Below are 18,002 nucleotides of genomic sequence, written 5' to 3'. Positions count from 1 at the left end.
TTGCAGCTTGCTGCACAGTGCAGAGGATAGTCGCTACGCAAGGTTAATAGCTTAGTAAAACATCACACTGCATCAGACTAAGAAATAAAAAACGGCGCTAACTTCATTTGAAGTAGCGCCGTTTTTGTTAGCAGCAACTACCTTACAACAGATAGGTAGTCTACCCTGTTAAACGTTACCTGCCGCCTGAATAGCAGTAAGTGCTATGGTAAATACAATATCGTCAACCAATGCACCGCGACTTAAATCGTTAACGGGCTTTCGCATACCTTGCAGCATTGGGCCAATACACACTAGATCGAAGCTACGCTGTACCGCTTTGTAAGTGGTATTTCCGGTATTGAGGTCAGGAAAAACAAACACGTTTGCCTTACCAGCAACAGGGCTATTTGGTGCCTTGCTCTTGCCCACGCTTTCGATAGCCGCTGCATCGTATTGAAGTGGACCATCAATAAGTAAATCAGGGCGAAGGCTTTGCGCAATTTTGGTCGCTTCTCTCACCTTCTCTACATCGCTTCCTGCACCTGACGAACCAGTGCTGTAGCTAATCATCGCAACCCGCGGTTCAATGCCAAACATTTGTGCAGATTCCGCAGATTGAATAGCAATATCAGCGAGCTGTTGAGCGTTGGGATCTGGGTTAATTGCACAGTCGCCGTAAACCAAAACTTGGTCAGGCAACAGCATAAAAAATACTGACGACACCAAAGACGCGTTTTTAGCGGTCTTTATTAACTGGAGCGCTGGGCGAATAGTGTTCGCAGTTGTATTTACTGCACCTGACACTAATCCATCCACGTCATCTTGCTGAAGCATCATCGTGCCCAGAGTTACGTTATCTTCTAACAACTCTTGGGCAACCACTTCCGTCACACCTTTATGGCCGCGTAGCGCCACTAAGCTCTCAACATAGTCTTTTTTAATGGCCGACGGCGAGAGAATCTCAACGCCTTCGCTCAGTACAACACCTTGCTGTTCTGCTACCCGTCTAATCTCAGTTTCATCGCCTAGCAATACAGGACGAGCAAGACCCCGTTTGGCACAAATAGAGGCCGCCACCACGGTTCTTGGCTCGTTTCCTTCAGGAAGCACAATGCGTTTATTTACCTGCCTTGCACGGTTTGTTAGGTAAAAACGAAACGCTGATGGAGAGAGTTTTTTCTGGCGCGACACTTTTTGGGTAAGTGAATTTACCCAACTTGCGTCTAAACTTTCCGCCGTGTGAACCATCACCTTTTCAATGCGTTTACTGTCATCTACAGGTACTTCCTGATTAAAAGCGTGAAGTGCTTGTGCTGTTTGCCACGTATTGGAATTTACCAGCATAACCGGTAAACCCGTTTCCATGGCCTGGCTACACAACGCCATAATGTTTTCATCGGGCTGATAGCCGCCGGTAAGCAAGAGCGCGCCTAGCTTTGTGCCGTTTAATGCAGCTAAACAGCACGACACAAAAACATCGCCGCGATCACCCGACATTACAAGTAGCGCCCCCGGCTTTAGGGTGTGCGTCATGTTGTGAATTTCTCGCGCGCAAAACGTGACACTACTTAAACGCCGCTCGGCCAGCTCGCCTTCGTTTAACAAGCTAGCGTTAAGATGCTTCGCTACGTCGGTGGCGCGAGGAGATACTAAATCAGCGCTCCAGTCAATTGTGCCAAGTAGACTCAAGCCCTTTTTGAAAATAGGCAAATCACGTAACGCTTGGGTTCGCTCTTCGTCGTGCTCAGGGGCTTCTATTGCGCCAATATCAGCGCGTAAGCGACCATGTTCATCAAAAGGCGCGTTAACCTTATTGAAGATACAGCCCACTACTTTTTGACTTTTGTGACCGCCATAGGTGTCTACAACGATTTCGAGGCGATGATTGATATCTGTGGTCGACTCATTTCCCGGCACAGCCACGAAAACGATGTCGGCATCAAGTGCCCGACTAATCTCTAAATTCAGGCGCTCTGCATAAGGATGATGGCGAGTTGTCACCAGTCCTTCAATAACAGTAACAGCCTCTTGAACACTGCTTTCTTCAAACCGCTCGATGATCTCCTCTAAGAGCTCATCAGTGCTGTCGTTACTGATCATTCGCTCTACGTATTCAAGCTCGAAAGGCGTGATGGGCGACACACTGGCATGGTGCGCAATAATTGCTGTAGAGCGCTCTTCGCCGTTATCGCCTTTACGTGGCTGTGCAACGGGCTTAAAGAAATTGAGCTTTATGCCTTGTTCCTCGATAGCACGAACAAGGCCCATGCTGACCGTAGTTAGGCCAACACTTGTGCCTACGGGGATCAACATAATTCTGCGAGACATAGTTACTCCTGCTTTTGCTAACGCGTTGGCGTTGCTTATATAATTTACGCGAAGGTTGCAGCTTCTGCGGCTATCACCCATTCTTCATTTGTAGGCACAACATAAACTGCCTTTGATGCGGTATCAGCGGTAATCTTTCCACCTTGACCAAATCGCGCGTCGGTATTTCTTTGCTCATCTAAGCTAATTCCAAAGTGGGCGAAATACCCCATAGTTGTCTCACGAATAAGCGATGAGTTCTCCCCTATTCCGCCTGTAAATACAATAGCGTCTAACGTGGGCACGGCTACCATATAACCCGCGATGTATTTAGCTAAGCGATAGCAAAAAATTTCAATGGCCAATAATGCACCTTCGTGACCTTCAAGCGCCGCATCTTCAAGGGTTCGACAGTCGTTACTCAGCTCTGAGATACCAAGTAATCCAGACTGTTTGTTCAGTAAATCACTTATCTCATCTGCGGTTTTGCCAAGCTTCTTCTGCAACGTTCCCGGTAGACTCGGATCTAAGTCGCCACAGCGAGTGCCCATAACTAAGCCTTCAAGAGGAATAAAGCCAAGGCTTGTGTCTACTGCCACACCTTTTTCTATAGCCGACACACTGCAGCCATTGCCTAGGTGGGCACTGATAATGCTGGTATCTGAAACCGGCTTCTCAAGAATTTTTGCCATGCTATCAAGTATGAACTTGTGACTGGTTCCATGGAATCCGTAGCGTCTTATGCCGTGCTCGCGATAAAGCGACATGGGTAAAGCATAAATAAAGGCTTTTTGGGGTAAGGTTTGAAAGAAAGAAGTATCAAATACGACTACGTGAGGCAGGTCAGGGTAAGCCTCTTGCGCCGTGACGATCCCCTTTAGGTTCGCCATATTATGAAGCGGAGCCATGCTTGCATAATCTTCAATTGCTTTTAGTACGCTATCATCGACAAGTGCAGCCTGCTTAAACTTTTCACCACCATGAACAACACGATGCCCTATTGCGATAGGCTTAACGCCCGTACTAGCGATAACTTCTGAAATTGCGCTTAACGCTTCGGTATGGCCAGCTTTTTCAGGTAGTGCGCGTTTTTCTTTTTTGCCGTTTAACTTGTAAGACAAACTAGCATCACTATTACCTAGTGCTTCAGCAATACCAGACAGTCCAGCCTCTCCAGTGTCAGCGTCAATTATCGCGAACTTTACGGACGAACTGCCGCAATTTAAAACTATAACTTCTTTCTTCATTTTTTAAATTTACAAATAAAAGTGGTAAGACATTTTGCTTAACCAAATTGTAGCATTTATAAACAACCGGATTGGTTAAACAATTGCTAAATGTTTTATAAAAAACATCGCATACACTTATTGTATGTGAGGTTTTTTCTCAATATTTATTGAAAAGCACGCGATTCATTTCATGCCGTAAAAAAAGAAACAAATAAAACCAATAAATACATACACTTAAAACTAAATCCAAGTTTTTTGGAAAAAATATGCATTTTCTTTCTTGAAAAGTATTTGGACCATTCCTATATCTGATTTGTCGGCGCTGAAAGGTCAGGTCGACAAAACCGCCGCCGCAGAGTCGGGGCATTTAAACTTTTAACATATTGCTTAATTTTGAGGATATGACTATGCGTACTATCGATCTATCTCCACTTTACCGTTCATTCATTGGTTCTGATCACCTAGCGTCATTAATTGATGCAGCATCTCGTGCTGAGAAGCAAAGTACCTACCCGCCGTATAACATAGAGTTACTTGGCGATGACAAGTATCGTGTAACCATGGCTATTGCCGGCTTTAGTAAAGACGACGTTTCTATTCAGGTTGAAGAAAACACGTTGACGATTACGGGCACGAAGAAAACGGAAGCGGACGATAAAGAAAGCAAAGAGCGTAAATTCTTACACAAGGGCATTTCAGAGCGTAACTTTGAGCGTAAATTCCAACTTGGCGACCATGTAAAAGTGCTAGCTGCAGATATGGAAAACGGTCTGTTACACATCGATATGGAGCGAGTCATTCCTGAAGCCAAGAAGCCTCGTCAAATAGAGATTGGTTCTCGTTTAATTGAAAATTAATAGTTAGTTTCTTGGTTTGTTTCCCAACTTTTAGCGGCGCCTTTCGGCGCCGTTTTTTTTGGGCTAAAAAAATCGCTTTTCGTTGCCGCTTCCCCGTTACTCACGCGTTGTCGATTCCAATGGCGTAATCAGCTTTACCCGATTCACCAGACTTAAAGTTACCTCGAAGGTTTTTTCCCGTCAGTTCACCTGTAGCAGACCCTTCAATTGATATAAATTCGCTGCTTGCAACTCCATTCTCAAACTTACCGGCATGCTGAAAAGTAACCGTGCCGCGCATACCGTTTACTACGCCAACGAAGGTTTCAAACCCGGTAAATTTGGCAGACATCTGAGATTGATAAGACATCAAAAACTCGACATTAGATTCGCCACTCATTTCACCAGAATACACCTGCTTAATACTAGCGTGAGATACCTTAATTCCCTCTGATCTTTCACTAAGTGTGTCTTCGTCCCATTGAGTAATGGAAAAACTTCCTTTGAACGCCATAAATATCTCTTTATAAATGGTTTTTAGTTATAAACTGTAAACCCTAGCTTCTCAGAAAGAAAAAAACAGTCAGCAAATTGTAACAGGGTGTTTAGATAATCCCCTTAAGCATGGCTAACCCCACTGCGTTACAGGTGCTTGCGTCCTTGATTTCTCCACGTTTTATTTTCTCCTTTAACTCATTTAAGGAGAGTGAAACAACGCGCAAGTCTTCTTCCTCAACATCGAGTTTTTGTGCGCCTTGGGTGAGGCCTTTAGCTACATAAATGTGATAACCCTGATTACAAAAACCGTATGCTAAATATTGAAAACCCACATATTCCATTGAATCTGCAGTTAAGCCAGTCTCTTCTTTAAGTTCACCTTTCGCCAATTCAACAGGGTCGACATCAGGGTTACTTTCCCATGCACCTTGAGGCAACTCAAGCTGGCGCTCTTTTATGGTATAGCGATATTGCTCAACCATGTAAACCGTATCGCCTTCTATCGGCAAAATAATAGCGAAGTCAGGCTTTTCCACCACGCCGTAAATGCCTTCGTTTCCACTGCTGCGTTGTATTTTGTCTTCTCTTACGCGAAGCCATTTGTTTTCGTACACAACTTTTGTATCTAGTGTTTTAATATCAGCCATGCCTCACTCCTCACTCACTGTCTTTTTCGTTTCGAAGAAAACCTGCACTTTCTTCCGTCTCTTTAAGTGTTAGGCGATCGTCAGGGTTTTTATTAAACGCTCGGGTTTGTTGATTAACTTGATGAATGGTACTTGCATTGGCTAAGTCTGATTCATTAGTGATTGAAGCGATGGTCTCTCTACCGCGTAAGAATGCTTTAATTTCGTCGACGATTTCCTTCAATTCTCCGTCGTTTTTGTTCATTCCCATTACAAAGCGCGGGGCTTCCAGATTGTTCATACCGCTAGTGGCGAATATAGAAGTGTTAATTCGGCTAGTAATGATCCACGGTGTGATACTGCTTCTAACTACGACATTTTCAGACCGTGTAGAATCGTGAATTGCCATACCTGTTGAAACTCTAGACTCGGTATACGTGCCTTCGGTTTTCATGTACATAAGCAAAGAGTTAAAGTTCAGCTCGCCCCAAAACATGTGAGACGCGTTATTTAAAATACTTCCTGCCGCTCTGAAAGTAAGCCAAGCGAATATCAGCATGAGCAAATTATTGACCATAGAAAAAGCATTGTTCAACAGTGCGCTGTTATCTACACCGATATTGATAACCAGATGTAGTAGCTCAGCAAGCTGTACGCCAGATGAGTAAAACAATACCGCGGCAACAACGACGGCAACTTGCGCAATGGCGCTCAGCGCTACTTTAGCCCCTCTGGGTAATGCCAACCCCTCACTGAGGGTTGGCTGAGTTTCTATCAGTAATTCCCCTTCGAAACTACCCTTCCCTTCAGCCTGCTCTTTAAGCTTAGGAACAAAGTCTGCGTATATTCTGTTTGGGACTTCCTTGTAACGACGGTTGGCAAGCACGATGTTTTCTATATTGATAAAAATCTCATTGGGATGAACAGACTCTTGCATGTTTGCTCGAAATTCGCTGACTTCAGTTTGTGGTGTCACTAAATCCATGCGCTTTTTAAGTAATGGAAATACGAGACCTATCACCACGCCGATACTGATGAAAAGGTATACAAAGTTCAGCCAAGCGCTAAAAAAAGCGTGTTCTTCAGACCAGGTTTTAAGTTCATTGATATTACTTCCCACCACACCATCGAGAAACACACCCGCACCAAGAGGAACGACAAGTGCTAATCCAATGATTACACCAATTGACAACCCTCCCGCTTTAGCAAGTTGCGAGTTTCCTTCGTTATGGATGCCCTTTGCCGTAGAGGTCCAGTTGGCAACAAAATAGATAAGCAATACCAAAGAAAGAACAGGCATAACGACAATTTTTGCGACTTCACCTGCAAAGCCATTACTTACTAGAAAATAGACGATGGCGTACGTAACTAAGCCCACGATAAGTGTCGCCCCCATGGCTAAAATTTCTTGGGCAAGATGGCGTAGCGGGTAAGGTAAGAAAACAAGCTTAGGAAAAACGCTGTGAACTAGCCGAGCGAGCCAGCCTTTTGGCTCCTCAAAGGTAGTGTTTCTTCTACCCATAAGCATAGAGTGCAGTGACTCTTTTGAATAAAGCAGGGATTTTTGCTCTGCCTGAGCAGCATCTTGTTCAGATTTTGAGAAGTTGTAGGCCAGTGAAGTGGGAACCGTTCTACCTACAAAAAAGCGCATAAGTTGAAGGATACCAACCGCCGTATGGCGTATTCCCGATACCACTAAAACAAAACCAACCGCTAGCAAGGTATAGCCTTTCACCTTGTTGGCTTCAAATATTGCCGGCACTGTGAAAACAACGTAAACCGCTAACAATAGCGTTAAGACACCACCCAGTGTTCTAAGCGCTCCTTCTGTCTTAAATGGGTTCTTTATCCCTAGCGTCTGAGAACCAAAATCATAAGCCATGATGCATCCTTTCGAAAACAAAAGGAAAAATCATACTTAGTGTAAGTAGATTGAGCAATGATTTTAAGTAGAGCGCCCCGCCAGTCAGAGACTACAATTTTTTAAGCTCGGGCTATTAACCGTTCTTAATCTACGTTAAACCCCGCAATAGTGCGTTGCAGTAACTGGTTGTTGCGCTGCATTTCATCAGATAGCTCAGACAATTGTTGTGCAATGTGAAGTTCGTGCCGCGCCGCTTCCTCAACCGCTACTACATCTTTAGCTACCACTTCCGTGGTCACTGACTGTTGCTCGGCCGCAGACGACATATTATTCGCCATAAGCTCGAGCTCGCACGCTGCTTCTTTCACCTTTTCCGCAGTTTGCCGACCTTCAATAGTTGTATTCATTGACGCTTCTATAGATATAACACCCTTGTTGATATCATCGACAACAATTACGCTGGCGTCCTTTAGGCTCACTAACAGCGTAGATATTTTATCTGACGATTCCTTGCTACTTTGTGCAAGCTTTCTTACTTCGTCAGCAACGACGGCAAAGCCTCGGCCATGCTCCCCTGCTCTAGCAGCTTCAATTGCTGCATTAAGTGCGAGAAGATTAGTTTGGTCGGAAAGGGTATTGATAGTTTCCAGTATATTTCCTATTTCGCTGACTTTCATTTCCATTTGAGCGGCATTAGATTGAACATTTCGAATATCATCTGAAAGCACTACCATGCTCTTTCGTATATTGTCGTTGGCTAAGAGCGAATGGTCAGCTAAACGATCTAGGCTTTGACTCGCATTAAGCGTTGCCAACGAAGAACTGGCAATCTCACGGCTTGTTACCGCCACCTCTTCAACCGCCGATGCAATATTAGTGGTGAGTTGCTGAGTACTCCCAGCGTCACTTAGCATTTCAGCGCACGCCGTTTCTAAATTGTTTGATAATCGAGAGCTTGTGCTTATCGACTGGCCTAACCCCCGAATAAGGTCACGTAAAGCTAAGATGGTTGTGTTAACAGTACGAGATGCATCACTTCTTTCGAAGCAACGGATTAATGAAAAGGTGATAAAACCGATACATCTACAACTGGTTCCAGAGCTAAGTATAGGCCTCTTTGTAAAAGCGGTGGATTTTTATACTAAAAATCGCATGTATTTTGGGATAGGAAAACGCAAAAGTGAGCTAACGGGACAGCGTCATCACTTAATTTTATTCTTAAAGTACGAGCGCAGCAGGAACAGGGCTAACCGTTGAGTTCAATCAATGCTTAATAAACAACAATACACAGGCAAGAAAATTAAAAAACGCTTTGGCTTAACAGATTACAAATCCATGATCGGATTCAGAAGTTTTGTGACGGAAAATATAGCCAGCAGAAGGACTCTGCTGGCTTGCGTAGTTAGATATATTCTACTTCGATGATTTCAACTTCAACTGCGCCGGCTGGCGTTTGAATCGTTACCATGTCATCAAGCTCTTTACCTATTAGGCCACGAGCGATAGGTGAATTAACCGAAATCAAGTTGTTCTTAATATCAGCTTCGTCATCACCAACAATACGGTAGGTGGTTTCTTCATCGGTATCGACGTTTAGAATGGTTACGGTAGTACCGAAAATAACCTTACCCGTATTTTCCATTTTGGTAACGTCGATAATCTGTGCATTTGATAGCTTGCCTTCAATATCTTGAATGCGGCCTTCACAGAAGCTTTGCTGCTCACGGGCCGCGTGATATTCAGCATTTTCTTTTAAGTCACCATGTTCACGTGCTTCGGCAATAGACTCGATAATACGTGGGCGTGTTTTGGTTTTTAGCTCATTTAATTCGTCACGCAGCATTTGAGCGCCGCGCGCTGTCATTGGATACTGACTCATGAATACCGTCTCACTTAGCTAGTAATTTAAACAGAAAAGTGCGCCGCGAAGGCGCACTTTTTATTCGTTCACACAAATGTAATATTGCTAGGATACCTCGTATCCTAGCGTATGTCATTAGTGTTTGAGTCTAGCGTGTAGTTCTTGAACTGACGCCACTTTATTGCGGTCATCAGCAGACTTAGCACGGATAGTTGCGAACGCTGCGTTCATTGTCGTGGTGTAGGTTACCTTGTTTAGCAAGGCTTCACGACGAATGTACACTGAGTCGGTGATGGCTTGACGACCTTCTGTTGTATTAATCAAATACGCGTATTCGCCATTTTTGATTGCATCAACAATATTAGGGCGGCCTTCAGACATCTTATTAACCACAGTACTCATGATGCCTGCATCATAAAGCTCGGTAGCCGTACCGCGGGTAGCTTCAATGCTGAAGCCCGCTTCGACTAACGCTTTTGCCAGTGCGATCATACGAGGCTTGTCGTTATCACGTACTGAAATTAACGCTTTACCTTGCTTAGGTAGTGGCGCACCCGCACCTAAGTTAGCTTTAGCATAGGCTTCTTCGAAGGTATCGCCAACGCCCATTACTTCACCCGTTGAGCGCATCTCTGGGCCTAGCAGTGGGTCAACACCTTGGAACTTAGCAAATGGAAGCACCACTTCTTTCACAGAGTAGAAAGGTGGAATCACTTCTTCTGTTACGCCCTGCTCGGCTAGGCTCACGCCAGCCATTACACGTGCTGCAACTTTAGCAAGAGGTACACCCGTTGCCTTAGAAACGAATGGAACGGTACGTGCTGCACGAGGGTTAACCTCGATTAGGTATACTTCACCATCTTTAATCGCAAACTGTGTGTTCATCAGACCGACTACGCCAAGTTCAAGCGCCATGGCTTTAACTTGTTCGCGCATGACATCTTGAATCTCTTTTGAAAGCGAGTGTGGAGGTAATGAACACGCAGAGTCACCAGAGTGAACACCCGCTTGTTCAATGTGTTCCATGATGCCGCCAATCACTACGTCTTTGCCGTCGCAAATAGCATCGATATCAACTTCTATAGCATCATCCAAGAAACGGTCTAGCAATACTGGCGCGTCGTTGGACACTTTAACCGCTTCATTAAGGTAACGCTTAAGATCTTTGAGGTCATACACGATTTCCATCGCACGACCACCTAGCACGTAGCTTGGACGAACCACTAGCGGGAAGCCAATCTCTTCAGCCATAGTTAGCGCTTGCTCAACGTTAGTTACCGTGGCATTCGCAGGCTGCTTGAGGTTAAGCTTGTTCACCATTTGCTGGAAGCGCTCACGGTCTTCGGCACGGTCAATCGCTTCTGGTGAGGTACCGATAACCGGTACGCCCGCCGCCTCTAGTGCACGGGCAAGTTTAAGTGGCGTTTGGCCACCATACTGCACGATAACGCCTTTAGGCTGCTCTTTAGCAACGATTTCAAGTACATCTTCCAACGTTACTGGCTCGAAGTACAGACGGTCTGATGTGTCGTAATCGGTAGATACTGTCTCAGGGTTACAGTTAACCATAATGGTCTCGTAACCGTCTTCACGCATTGAAAGCGCCGCGTGAACACAGCAGTAGTCGAACTCAATACCTTGACCAATTCGGTTTGGACCGCCGCCCAAAACCATGATCTTGTCTTTGTCAGTTGGCGCTGCTTCACACTCTTCGTCATACGTTGAGTACATGTAAGCTGTACTGGTAGAGAATTCTGCTGCACAAGTATCTACACGCTTGTAGACAGGAGAAATACCAAAGTCACGGCGGGTTTCACGAATATCGCTTTCTGCCACTTTGGTTAGCTCAGCAAGACGCGCATCAGAGAAGCCTTTACGCTTAAGTGCGCGCATAAAGTCAGCATCAATACCTGGTAAACCAAGCTCTGCTACTTTAGCTTCAAGAAGAATAAGATCTTCAAGCTGTACAAGGTACCAGCGGTCGATATTGGTAAGGTTAAATACCTCTTCAACCGTCATGCCCATACGGAATGCATCACCGATGTACCAAATGCGCTCTGCACCAGGCTGACGAAGTTCATAAACCACTTTATTGCGTGATTCAGGGTCTTCAAGGTCAACCATTGGGTTAAGGCCTGTCGCACCTACTTCAAGACCGCGAAGGGCTTTTTGCAGTGATTCTTGCTGGTTACGGCCAATGGCCATCACTTCACCTACCGACTTCATTTGAGTAGTCAGTCGGTCGTTAGCACCGGCAAACTTCTCAAAGTTAAAGCGTGGGATCTTAGTCACTACGTAGTCGATAGACGGCTCGAAAGATGCTGGCGTTAGGCCACCTGTAATGTCGTTTGCTAATTCATCTAGCGTATAACCTACCGCAAGTTTCGCTGCTACTTTCGCAATTGGGAAACCTGTTGCTTTCGAAGCAAGCGCTGATGAACGAGATACGCGAGGATTCATTTCGATGATTACTACACGACCAGTTTTCGGATCTACACCGAACTGTACGTTTGAACCACCGGTTTCAACACCAATCTCGCGCAGTACAGCCATCGCTGCATTACGCATTAGCTGGAATTCTTTGTCAGTCAGGGTTTGTGCTGGAGCAACTGTGATTGAGTCGCCGGTATGCACGCCCATAGGGTCGAAGTTTTCGATAGTACATACAATAATGCAATTATCTGCTTTATCGCGTACTACTTCCATTTCGTACTCTTTCCAACCTAGCAACGATTCATCGATAAGCAGCTCGTTGGTAGGAGAAAGGTCTAAGCCACGGTGACAAATTTCATTAAATTCATCAATGTTGTACGCGATACCGCCGCCGGTTCCACCCATGGTGAAAGACGGACGAATGATACAAGGGAAGCCGATGCGGCTTAGTACATCGTGCGCTTCATCCATGCTGTGCGCGATTTCCGCACGTGGACATTCAAGGCCGATGTTTTTCATTGCTTTGTCAAAGCGCTCGCGGTTTTCTGCTTTATCGATTGCATCTGCCGTTGCACCGATGAGCTCACAACCGAACTCTTCAAGTACGCCGTGCTTGTCTAGCTCTAGCGCACAGTTAAGCGCAGTTTGTCCACCCATTGTAGGTAAGATGGCATCTGGACGTTCTTTTTCAATGATCTTGCGAACTACTTCCCAGTGAATAGGCTCGATATAAGTCGCATCTGCCATTTCTGGGTCGGTCATAATGGTTGCTGGGTTAGAGTTAACCAAAATAACACGGTAGCCTTCTTCTCGAAGGGCTTTACACGCTTGCGCGCCTGAATAATCGAATTCACAAGCCTGGCCGATAACAATAGGGCCAGCACCAATGATAAGAATACTTTGTATGTCGGTACGTTTTGGCATAGCGGGCTAATTCCTACTGCTTGTGTTGTTCAATAAGTTCGATGAAGTGGTCGAATAACGGTGCCGCTTCATGAGGACCTGGGCTGGCTTCAGGGTGACCCTGGAAGCTGAACGCAGGCTTGTCGGTGCGGTGAATACCCTGCAGCGACTTGTCGAACAACGAAATGTGAGTTACTTCTAGGTTATCTGGCAAGCTAGACTCATCAACTGCAAAACCGTGGTTTTGGCTAGTGATCATAACTACATTGCGCTTAAGGTCTTTAACCGGGTGGTTTGCACCGTGGTGACCAAACTTCATCTTCACTGTCTTCGCACCACTTGCGATAGCAAGTAGCTGGTGACCAAGACAAATACCAAATACAGGCGTACCGGTTTCGACGATAGTTTTGATTGCGGTTACTGCGTAGTCACATGGCTCTGGGTCGCCTGGGCCATTTGACAAAAATACACCATCAGGATTCATGGCTAGTACGTCTTCAGCAGGCGTTTGCGCTGGTACTAACGTAACTTTACAACCGCGGTCAGCTAGCATGCGAAGAATATTATTTTTAACACCGTAGTCAAAAGCAACAACGTGATATTTGAACTCGCTTGGTGTTACATAACCTTTACCAAGTTCCCAACTGCCTTCTGTCCATGTTTTTGGCTCAGTAATACTTACTACCTTTGCCAAATCCATGCCTTTAAGGCCAGGGAAAGCTTTTGCTTGCGCTAGTGCGCTAGACTCGTCTAATTCATCAGAGCAAATAATGCAGCCGTTTTGTGCACCTTTGTCTCGCAAGATACGCGTTAAGCGACGTGTATCAATGTCGGCAATACCCACAACGCCTTTCGCTTTAAGGTATTCAGACAAAGTTTGCTGTTGACGAAAGTTACTAGCAACAAGAGGTAGGTCACGGATGATTAGACCTTTCGACCAGATTTTATCTGCTTCGACGTCTTCTTCGTTAGTGCCGGTGTTGCCAATGTGTGGATAAGTAAGGGTGATGAGTTGTTCAGCGTAGGATGGGTCGGTGAGAATTTCTTGATAGCCGGTCATGGAAGTATTAAAAACGACTTCCCCAACGGCGGAGCCTGTAGCGCCTATCGCCGTACCTTTAAAAACAGAACCATCCTCTAACACCAAAAGGGCAGAATTAGCCAAGTCAACCTCCAGATTAAGGATAACTATGTGTTTGTGCAGTTTTCTGCACAAACCCCACAAAAAACGGGAGTTATTGATAACAATACATCCCGTTTTACGATCTTTGCAGCTAATAAAACCGCACTCTTCAGCCATTTTGGCGGCCTCAGAATACGAAATTCTGGCAAATTCCGGCGAGTATACATCACTGACCGAAAATGGCAAATTTATTTGTAATAATTTACTAAAATACCGCTTATACCACCATTTTTGCGCAGAACCACCGAAAGTACGGCTTATTGCTCATTTAAAGTGCAACTTTAGTTTAACACTTTGATAACGCCCTCAAGCTCGCCTGCTAATTTAGCTACAGCATGCTGGCATAAAAACGCCTATAGCTTTAAATCCAGTACATCAACCATGGAGTATAGACCAGGTTCTTTTCCATACAACCACTTCGCTGCATGCACTGCGCCTTTTGCAAAAGTAAGTCGACTTGATGCCTTGTGCGTAATCTCTAGGCGCTCACCAATATCTGCAAATAAGGCTGTGTGTTCACCGACGATGTCTCCGGCTCGAATTGTTGCGAAGCCAATAGTACCTTGGTCGCGTTCAGGCTCTTTTCCTTCTCTGCCGTATACAGCGCAGGTTTTTAAATCACGGCCCAATTCGTCAGCAATGGCTTCACCAATGGCCATGGCTGTACCAGAAGGCGCGTCTTGTTTAAATCTGTGATGTGCTTCTGTTATTTCGATGTCAGCCGTTTCACCCAGCACACTTGCAGCTTGTCGAACTAGGGAAAGCATTAAATTTACGCCCACACTGTAATTAGCCGCAAATACGATAGGTATATGCTTTGCTGCTTCGTCGAGTGCCGCTAACTGTGAATCGTTTAATCCAGTAGTTCCAATAACAACAGGCATTTTATTTTTAACGCACCACGTAAGATTACTTTCAATAACCGAAGGCAGGGTGAAATCGATCATTACATCTGCATCATTACCACTTAAATCTGATAGCGCAGTACAATCAACGTCTTTTTTGCCAATGCCCGCAAGTTCGCCCACATTTAGTCCAACCCAAGGTGAATCATCGCGTACCGTTGCCACGCTAAGTTGTGCATCGTCACTTAAATCTAGCGCTTCAACTAAAACCCGTCCCATACGCCCGTTGGCGCCAAATAATCCTACTTTCATTTTTTCGTTTTACACTTTTATAAACCTTCAACTGTGAGGCATTTTGCCAAATGCCGTCACTATTGCAATGTGAGATTCATATTAAATAGGCATAACAAGGAATCGGTAAGATTTAACTACTACCAATCTGCATAGTTCTTTGCCAAAACTTCAAGCTCGGATGTAAAAAAATTCAGTACACGATGCTTAGGACATGTTGAGCTTTACTGCGCATTTTTGATGCAAAGATCAACATGTCCTAATTGCAACACTAAGACAAACAGAGGTTTTCTGCCGTTGGGCCTACTTGTTTTATAGAGTAAGTTAAGCGACGCTATGGCAATTAACAGATGACCGAGTACTTATTCGTCACCGCTGAACGGCAAGTGTGGATAAGTCAGAATACAACCCAACTAAATTTACTATGCAAAAAACTCTTATATGGGATATTCCCACCCGGCTTTTTCACTGGCTTATTGTAGCGAGCCTTTTAGCGCAATATGCAACAGTTGAATGGCTTGAAAACAAAGTGCAATGGCACTTTTACATTGGGTACTTCACCTTATTCCTTATCGTTTTCCGCATAATCTGGGGATTTGTTGGTACGCAACACGCGAAGTTCAGTAGCTTTATTACTGGTCCCAGAAAGGTTTTCAATTATATAAAAACCTTATTTAATAGGCAGTCCGAACCCGCTATTGGCCACAACCCTTTAGGCGGATGGTTTGTCGTCGTTATGCTAGTGTTGCTTACCATACAAGCGGTATCGGGATTGTTCATGACCGATGATATTTTCTTAGACGGTCCCTATCGCCAGTTAGCCGGAGAAGAAACACTAGCGCTAATGAACACTCTGCATCACCTTGCCTTTGATGTGTTACTTTACGTTATCGCACTTCATATAGGCGCGGTAATATTTTACAGCGTGTATAAGAAGCAAAAATTGGTTCCTGCCATGGTGCATGGCAATAAGGAGTCAGCAACAGCAGGTATTACTGACTCGCGAATTCTACGTGCTTTTGTTGTGGCGCTCATCGCCGCAGCAGCTGTATATGTGGCTATTGAAGTATACCCGCCAGCTCCACAGGCAGATGAATATTACTACTAGCTAAACAGCCGTGGGCTTGTTGACCAAGCCCTTCTCTCGCATGAGCGTCTCAATCTCGCTTACGCTTGACGGATCATCGATGGTTGAGGGTACGGCAACAGATTCATTGGCTGCAATTTGACGCAGCAGTTTGCGGAGTATTTTACCTGACCGGGTTTTGGGTAAACGATTGACGACGATGGCTCGCTTAAAGCACGCCACTGGCCCGATTTTATCTCGAACCCGTTGAACCAAATCTTGCTCAAGTGCCTGTTCATCAACGGTAACGCCGTCTTTTAGCAGTACCAATCCAACTGGCAATTGCCCTTTCAGTGCATCATGGATGCCTATTACACTACATTCAGCAATGGCAGGATGTCCTGCAAGCACTTCTTCCATTTCACCGGTAGATAACCGGTGCCCGGCAACGTTTATGACATCGTCGGTGCGACCCATAATAAATACGTAGCCATCTTCATCTACGTACCCGTTATCTCCGGTGCTGTAATACCCTTCAAATTCTCGTAAATAGCCATCGACAAACCGTTGATGGTCTTGCCAAATCGTTGTCAAACAACCTGGGGGAAGCGGTAACTTGATAGCAATAGCGCCTTTTTCACCGGTTATTTGCTGTTCATCAGCTCCTTGCAATACCTTTACGTTAAACCCAGGTGTAGGCACGCTTGATGAACCGGGTTTCGTAGCCATTGGCTCAAGCCCCATCGGGTTTGAACAAATTGGCCAGCCAGTTTCGGTTTGCCACCAATGGTCGATAACGGGAACACCAACCTTCTCGCTCGCCCAGAAATATGTTGGCGGATCTAGACGTTCACCCGCCATAAATAAGGTACGCAAGCTCGACGTATTGTATTTAGATAAAAACTCAGCATCAGGGTCCGCTTTTCGTATCGCTCTAAATGCTGTTGGAGCTGCAAAAAGCACATTCACTTTGTGAGACTCTATCATACGCCAAAATGCACCGGCATCAGGAGTGCCAATGGGCTTTCCTTCGTACAGTACCGTCGTTGCGCCTTTTATGAGCGGGCCATAGACAATATATGAATGACCGACCACCCAACCAACATCCGATGCAGCCCAAAAAATATCGTTCTCACTAATACCGTAAATCGCGCCCATTGAATAATGGAGAGCAACCGCGTGCCCGCCATTATCTCGAACGACCCCCTTGGGTTTACCGGTTGTACCTGAAGTATAAAGAACATAAAGCGGGTCAGTTGCATCGACGGCAACAGGAGAAGCTGGCACGCTAGCTTCAACCAGAGAGAGCCAATCGTGGTCAGTTGCTTCATTTAACTCAGCAATTAACTGAGGGCGTTGATACAACACGCATGCCTGTGGTTTGTGCTCTGCTAATGATATTGCTTCATCAACAAGAGGTTTGTACGGTAGAACTTTATTGCCTTCAATGCCACATGACGCAGTAACAATAACTACCGGTTTTGCGTCATCTATTCGTACTGCAAGCTCATTTGCGGCAAAGCCACCAAACACCACAGAGTGCACAGCTCCCAAACGGGCGCAAGCAAGCATCGCGATCACTGCTTGCGGGATCATGGGCATGTAGATAATCACGCGGTCGCCTTTCGTCACACCCAAGCGAGATAAGCCGCCTGCGAACTCGGCAACACGGTTCAATAGCTCTTTGTAAGTAAAGTGCTGAGTGGTTTGTGTAACAGGTGAGTCATAAATAAGCGCGGTTTTATCGCCACGACCATTTTTTGCGTGATGATCAAGTGCTAAATAGCTGGTGTTAAGCTGCCCTCCCCTAAACCAGTCGAAGTAACCATTATCTGTAGGTTGGCATCCTTTTTGAGGAGGTTGAAACCACGCTAGCTTTTGTGCTTGTTCTAACCAAAACTCATCGGGGTGCTGGGTCGAGGCAATATATTCATCTTTATAAGTCATAACCATGTCCTGAGTAGGGTTTATATTCACCCTACGATAGTTACATGACATCTACTAATAAGACTTCAGGCGTAGATCGACTAACAAGTTGATTTACATAAATTTAAACTTTATCCCCCTATTTGATAACA

Annotated in this window: 13 protein-coding genes; 2 read left to right on the top strand and 11 right to left on the bottom strand. The window is 45.2% G+C overall.

What is annotated here, in order from left to right; translation table 11 throughout:
• Positions 1-168: 168 nt before the first annotated feature.
• Together pta and QVA83_RS10960 are read right to left on the bottom strand one after the other, a co-directional pair.
• On the bottom strand, positions 169-2,310 hold the full coding sequence (pta, locus tag QVA83_RS10965) for a phosphate acetyltransferase (protein WP_156078165.1): 2,142 nt from the start codon (positions 2,308-2,310) through the stop codon (positions 169-171).
• A gap of 44 nt (positions 2,311-2,354) precedes the next feature.
• Complete coding sequence (locus tag QVA83_RS10960) at positions 2,355-3,536, bottom strand: acetate kinase (RefSeq protein ID WP_110287883.1); 1,182 nt, start codon at positions 3,534-3,536, stop codon at positions 2,355-2,357.
• Positions 3,537-3,925: 389 nt separating this feature from the next.
• On the opposite strand from QVA83_RS10960, the gene QVA83_RS10955 reads away from it, so the two are divergent.
• Entirely contained in the window at positions 3,926-4,375 is a 450-nt protein-coding gene (locus QVA83_RS10955; protein ID WP_014976128.1) for an Hsp20 family protein, read from the top strand.
• A gap of 100 nt (positions 4,376-4,475) precedes the next feature.
• On the opposite strand, the gene QVA83_RS10950 is transcribed toward QVA83_RS10955, so the two are convergent.
• The 8 genes from QVA83_RS10950 to dapB form a co-directional block, all read right to left on the bottom strand.
• Positions 4,476-4,868: a DUF3224 domain-containing protein gene (locus QVA83_RS10950; protein ID WP_014976127.1), complete on the bottom strand. Its 393-nt coding sequence runs from the start codon at positions 4,866-4,868 to the stop codon at positions 4,476-4,478.
• A gap of 91 nt (positions 4,869-4,959) precedes the next feature.
• Positions 4,960-5,499, bottom strand: a complete 540-nt coding sequence (locus QVA83_RS10945) for an NUDIX domain-containing protein (RefSeq protein WP_014976126.1) — start codon at positions 5,497-5,499, stop codon at positions 4,960-4,962.
• A gap of 10 nt (positions 5,500-5,509) precedes the next feature.
• A complete protein-coding gene (locus QVA83_RS10940; RefSeq protein WP_039225620.1) occupies positions 5,510-7,360 on the bottom strand; it encodes a hypothetical protein in 1,851 nt (616 codons plus the stop codon).
• A 125-nt stretch (positions 7,361-7,485) separates the two neighbouring features.
• Positions 7,486-8,256, bottom strand: a complete 771-nt coding sequence (locus QVA83_RS10935; protein ID WP_283615565.1) for a methyl-accepting chemotaxis protein — start codon at positions 8,254-8,256, stop codon at positions 7,486-7,488.
• A 488-nt stretch (positions 8,257-8,744) separates the two neighbouring features.
• Positions 8,745-9,221, bottom strand: coding sequence for a transcription elongation factor GreA (gene greA / locus QVA83_RS10930; RefSeq protein WP_014948981.1), 477 nt, complete (start codon positions 9,219-9,221; stop codon positions 8,745-8,747).
• A 117-nt stretch (positions 9,222-9,338) separates the two neighbouring features.
• Entirely contained in the window at positions 9,339-12,560 is a 3,222-nt protein-coding gene (gene carB, locus QVA83_RS10925) for a carbamoyl-phosphate synthase large subunit (protein WP_014948980.1), read from the bottom strand.
• A gap of 13 nt (positions 12,561-12,573) precedes the next feature.
• Positions 12,574-13,704, bottom strand: a complete 1,131-nt coding sequence (carA, locus tag QVA83_RS10920; protein ID WP_014948979.1) for a glutamine-hydrolyzing carbamoyl-phosphate synthase small subunit — start codon at positions 13,702-13,704, stop codon at positions 12,574-12,576.
• Positions 13,705-14,075: 371 nt separating this feature from the next.
• On the bottom strand, positions 14,076-14,879 hold the full coding sequence (gene dapB, locus QVA83_RS10915) for a 4-hydroxy-tetrahydrodipicolinate reductase (RefSeq protein WP_014976121.1): 804 nt from the start codon (positions 14,877-14,879) through the stop codon (positions 14,076-14,078).
• 403 nt (positions 14,880-15,282) lie between these two features.
• On the opposite strand from dapB, the gene QVA83_RS10910 reads away from it, so the two are divergent.
• A complete protein-coding gene (locus QVA83_RS10910; RefSeq protein WP_044583832.1) occupies positions 15,283-15,966 on the top strand; it encodes a cytochrome b/b6 domain-containing protein in 684 nt (227 codons plus the stop codon).
• Here the strand turns inward: QVA83_RS10910 and QVA83_RS10905 are convergent, their stop codons facing one another.
• A complete protein-coding gene (locus QVA83_RS10905; RefSeq protein ID WP_061485376.1) occupies positions 15,967-17,871 on the bottom strand; it encodes a propionyl-CoA synthetase in 1,905 nt (634 codons plus the stop codon). It lies immediately after the preceding gene.
• Positions 17,872-18,002: the final 131 nt, after the last annotated feature.

It is taken from the genome of Alteromonas sp. AO-Serp, assembly GCF_017849675.1.
In the GTDB taxonomy this organism is placed as follows: Bacteria; Pseudomonadota; Gammaproteobacteria; order Enterobacterales; family Alteromonadaceae; genus Alteromonas; species Alteromonas macleodii.
Note: the sequence above shows the minus strand (reverse complement) of the source record. Positions and strands in the feature narration are given on the sequence as shown.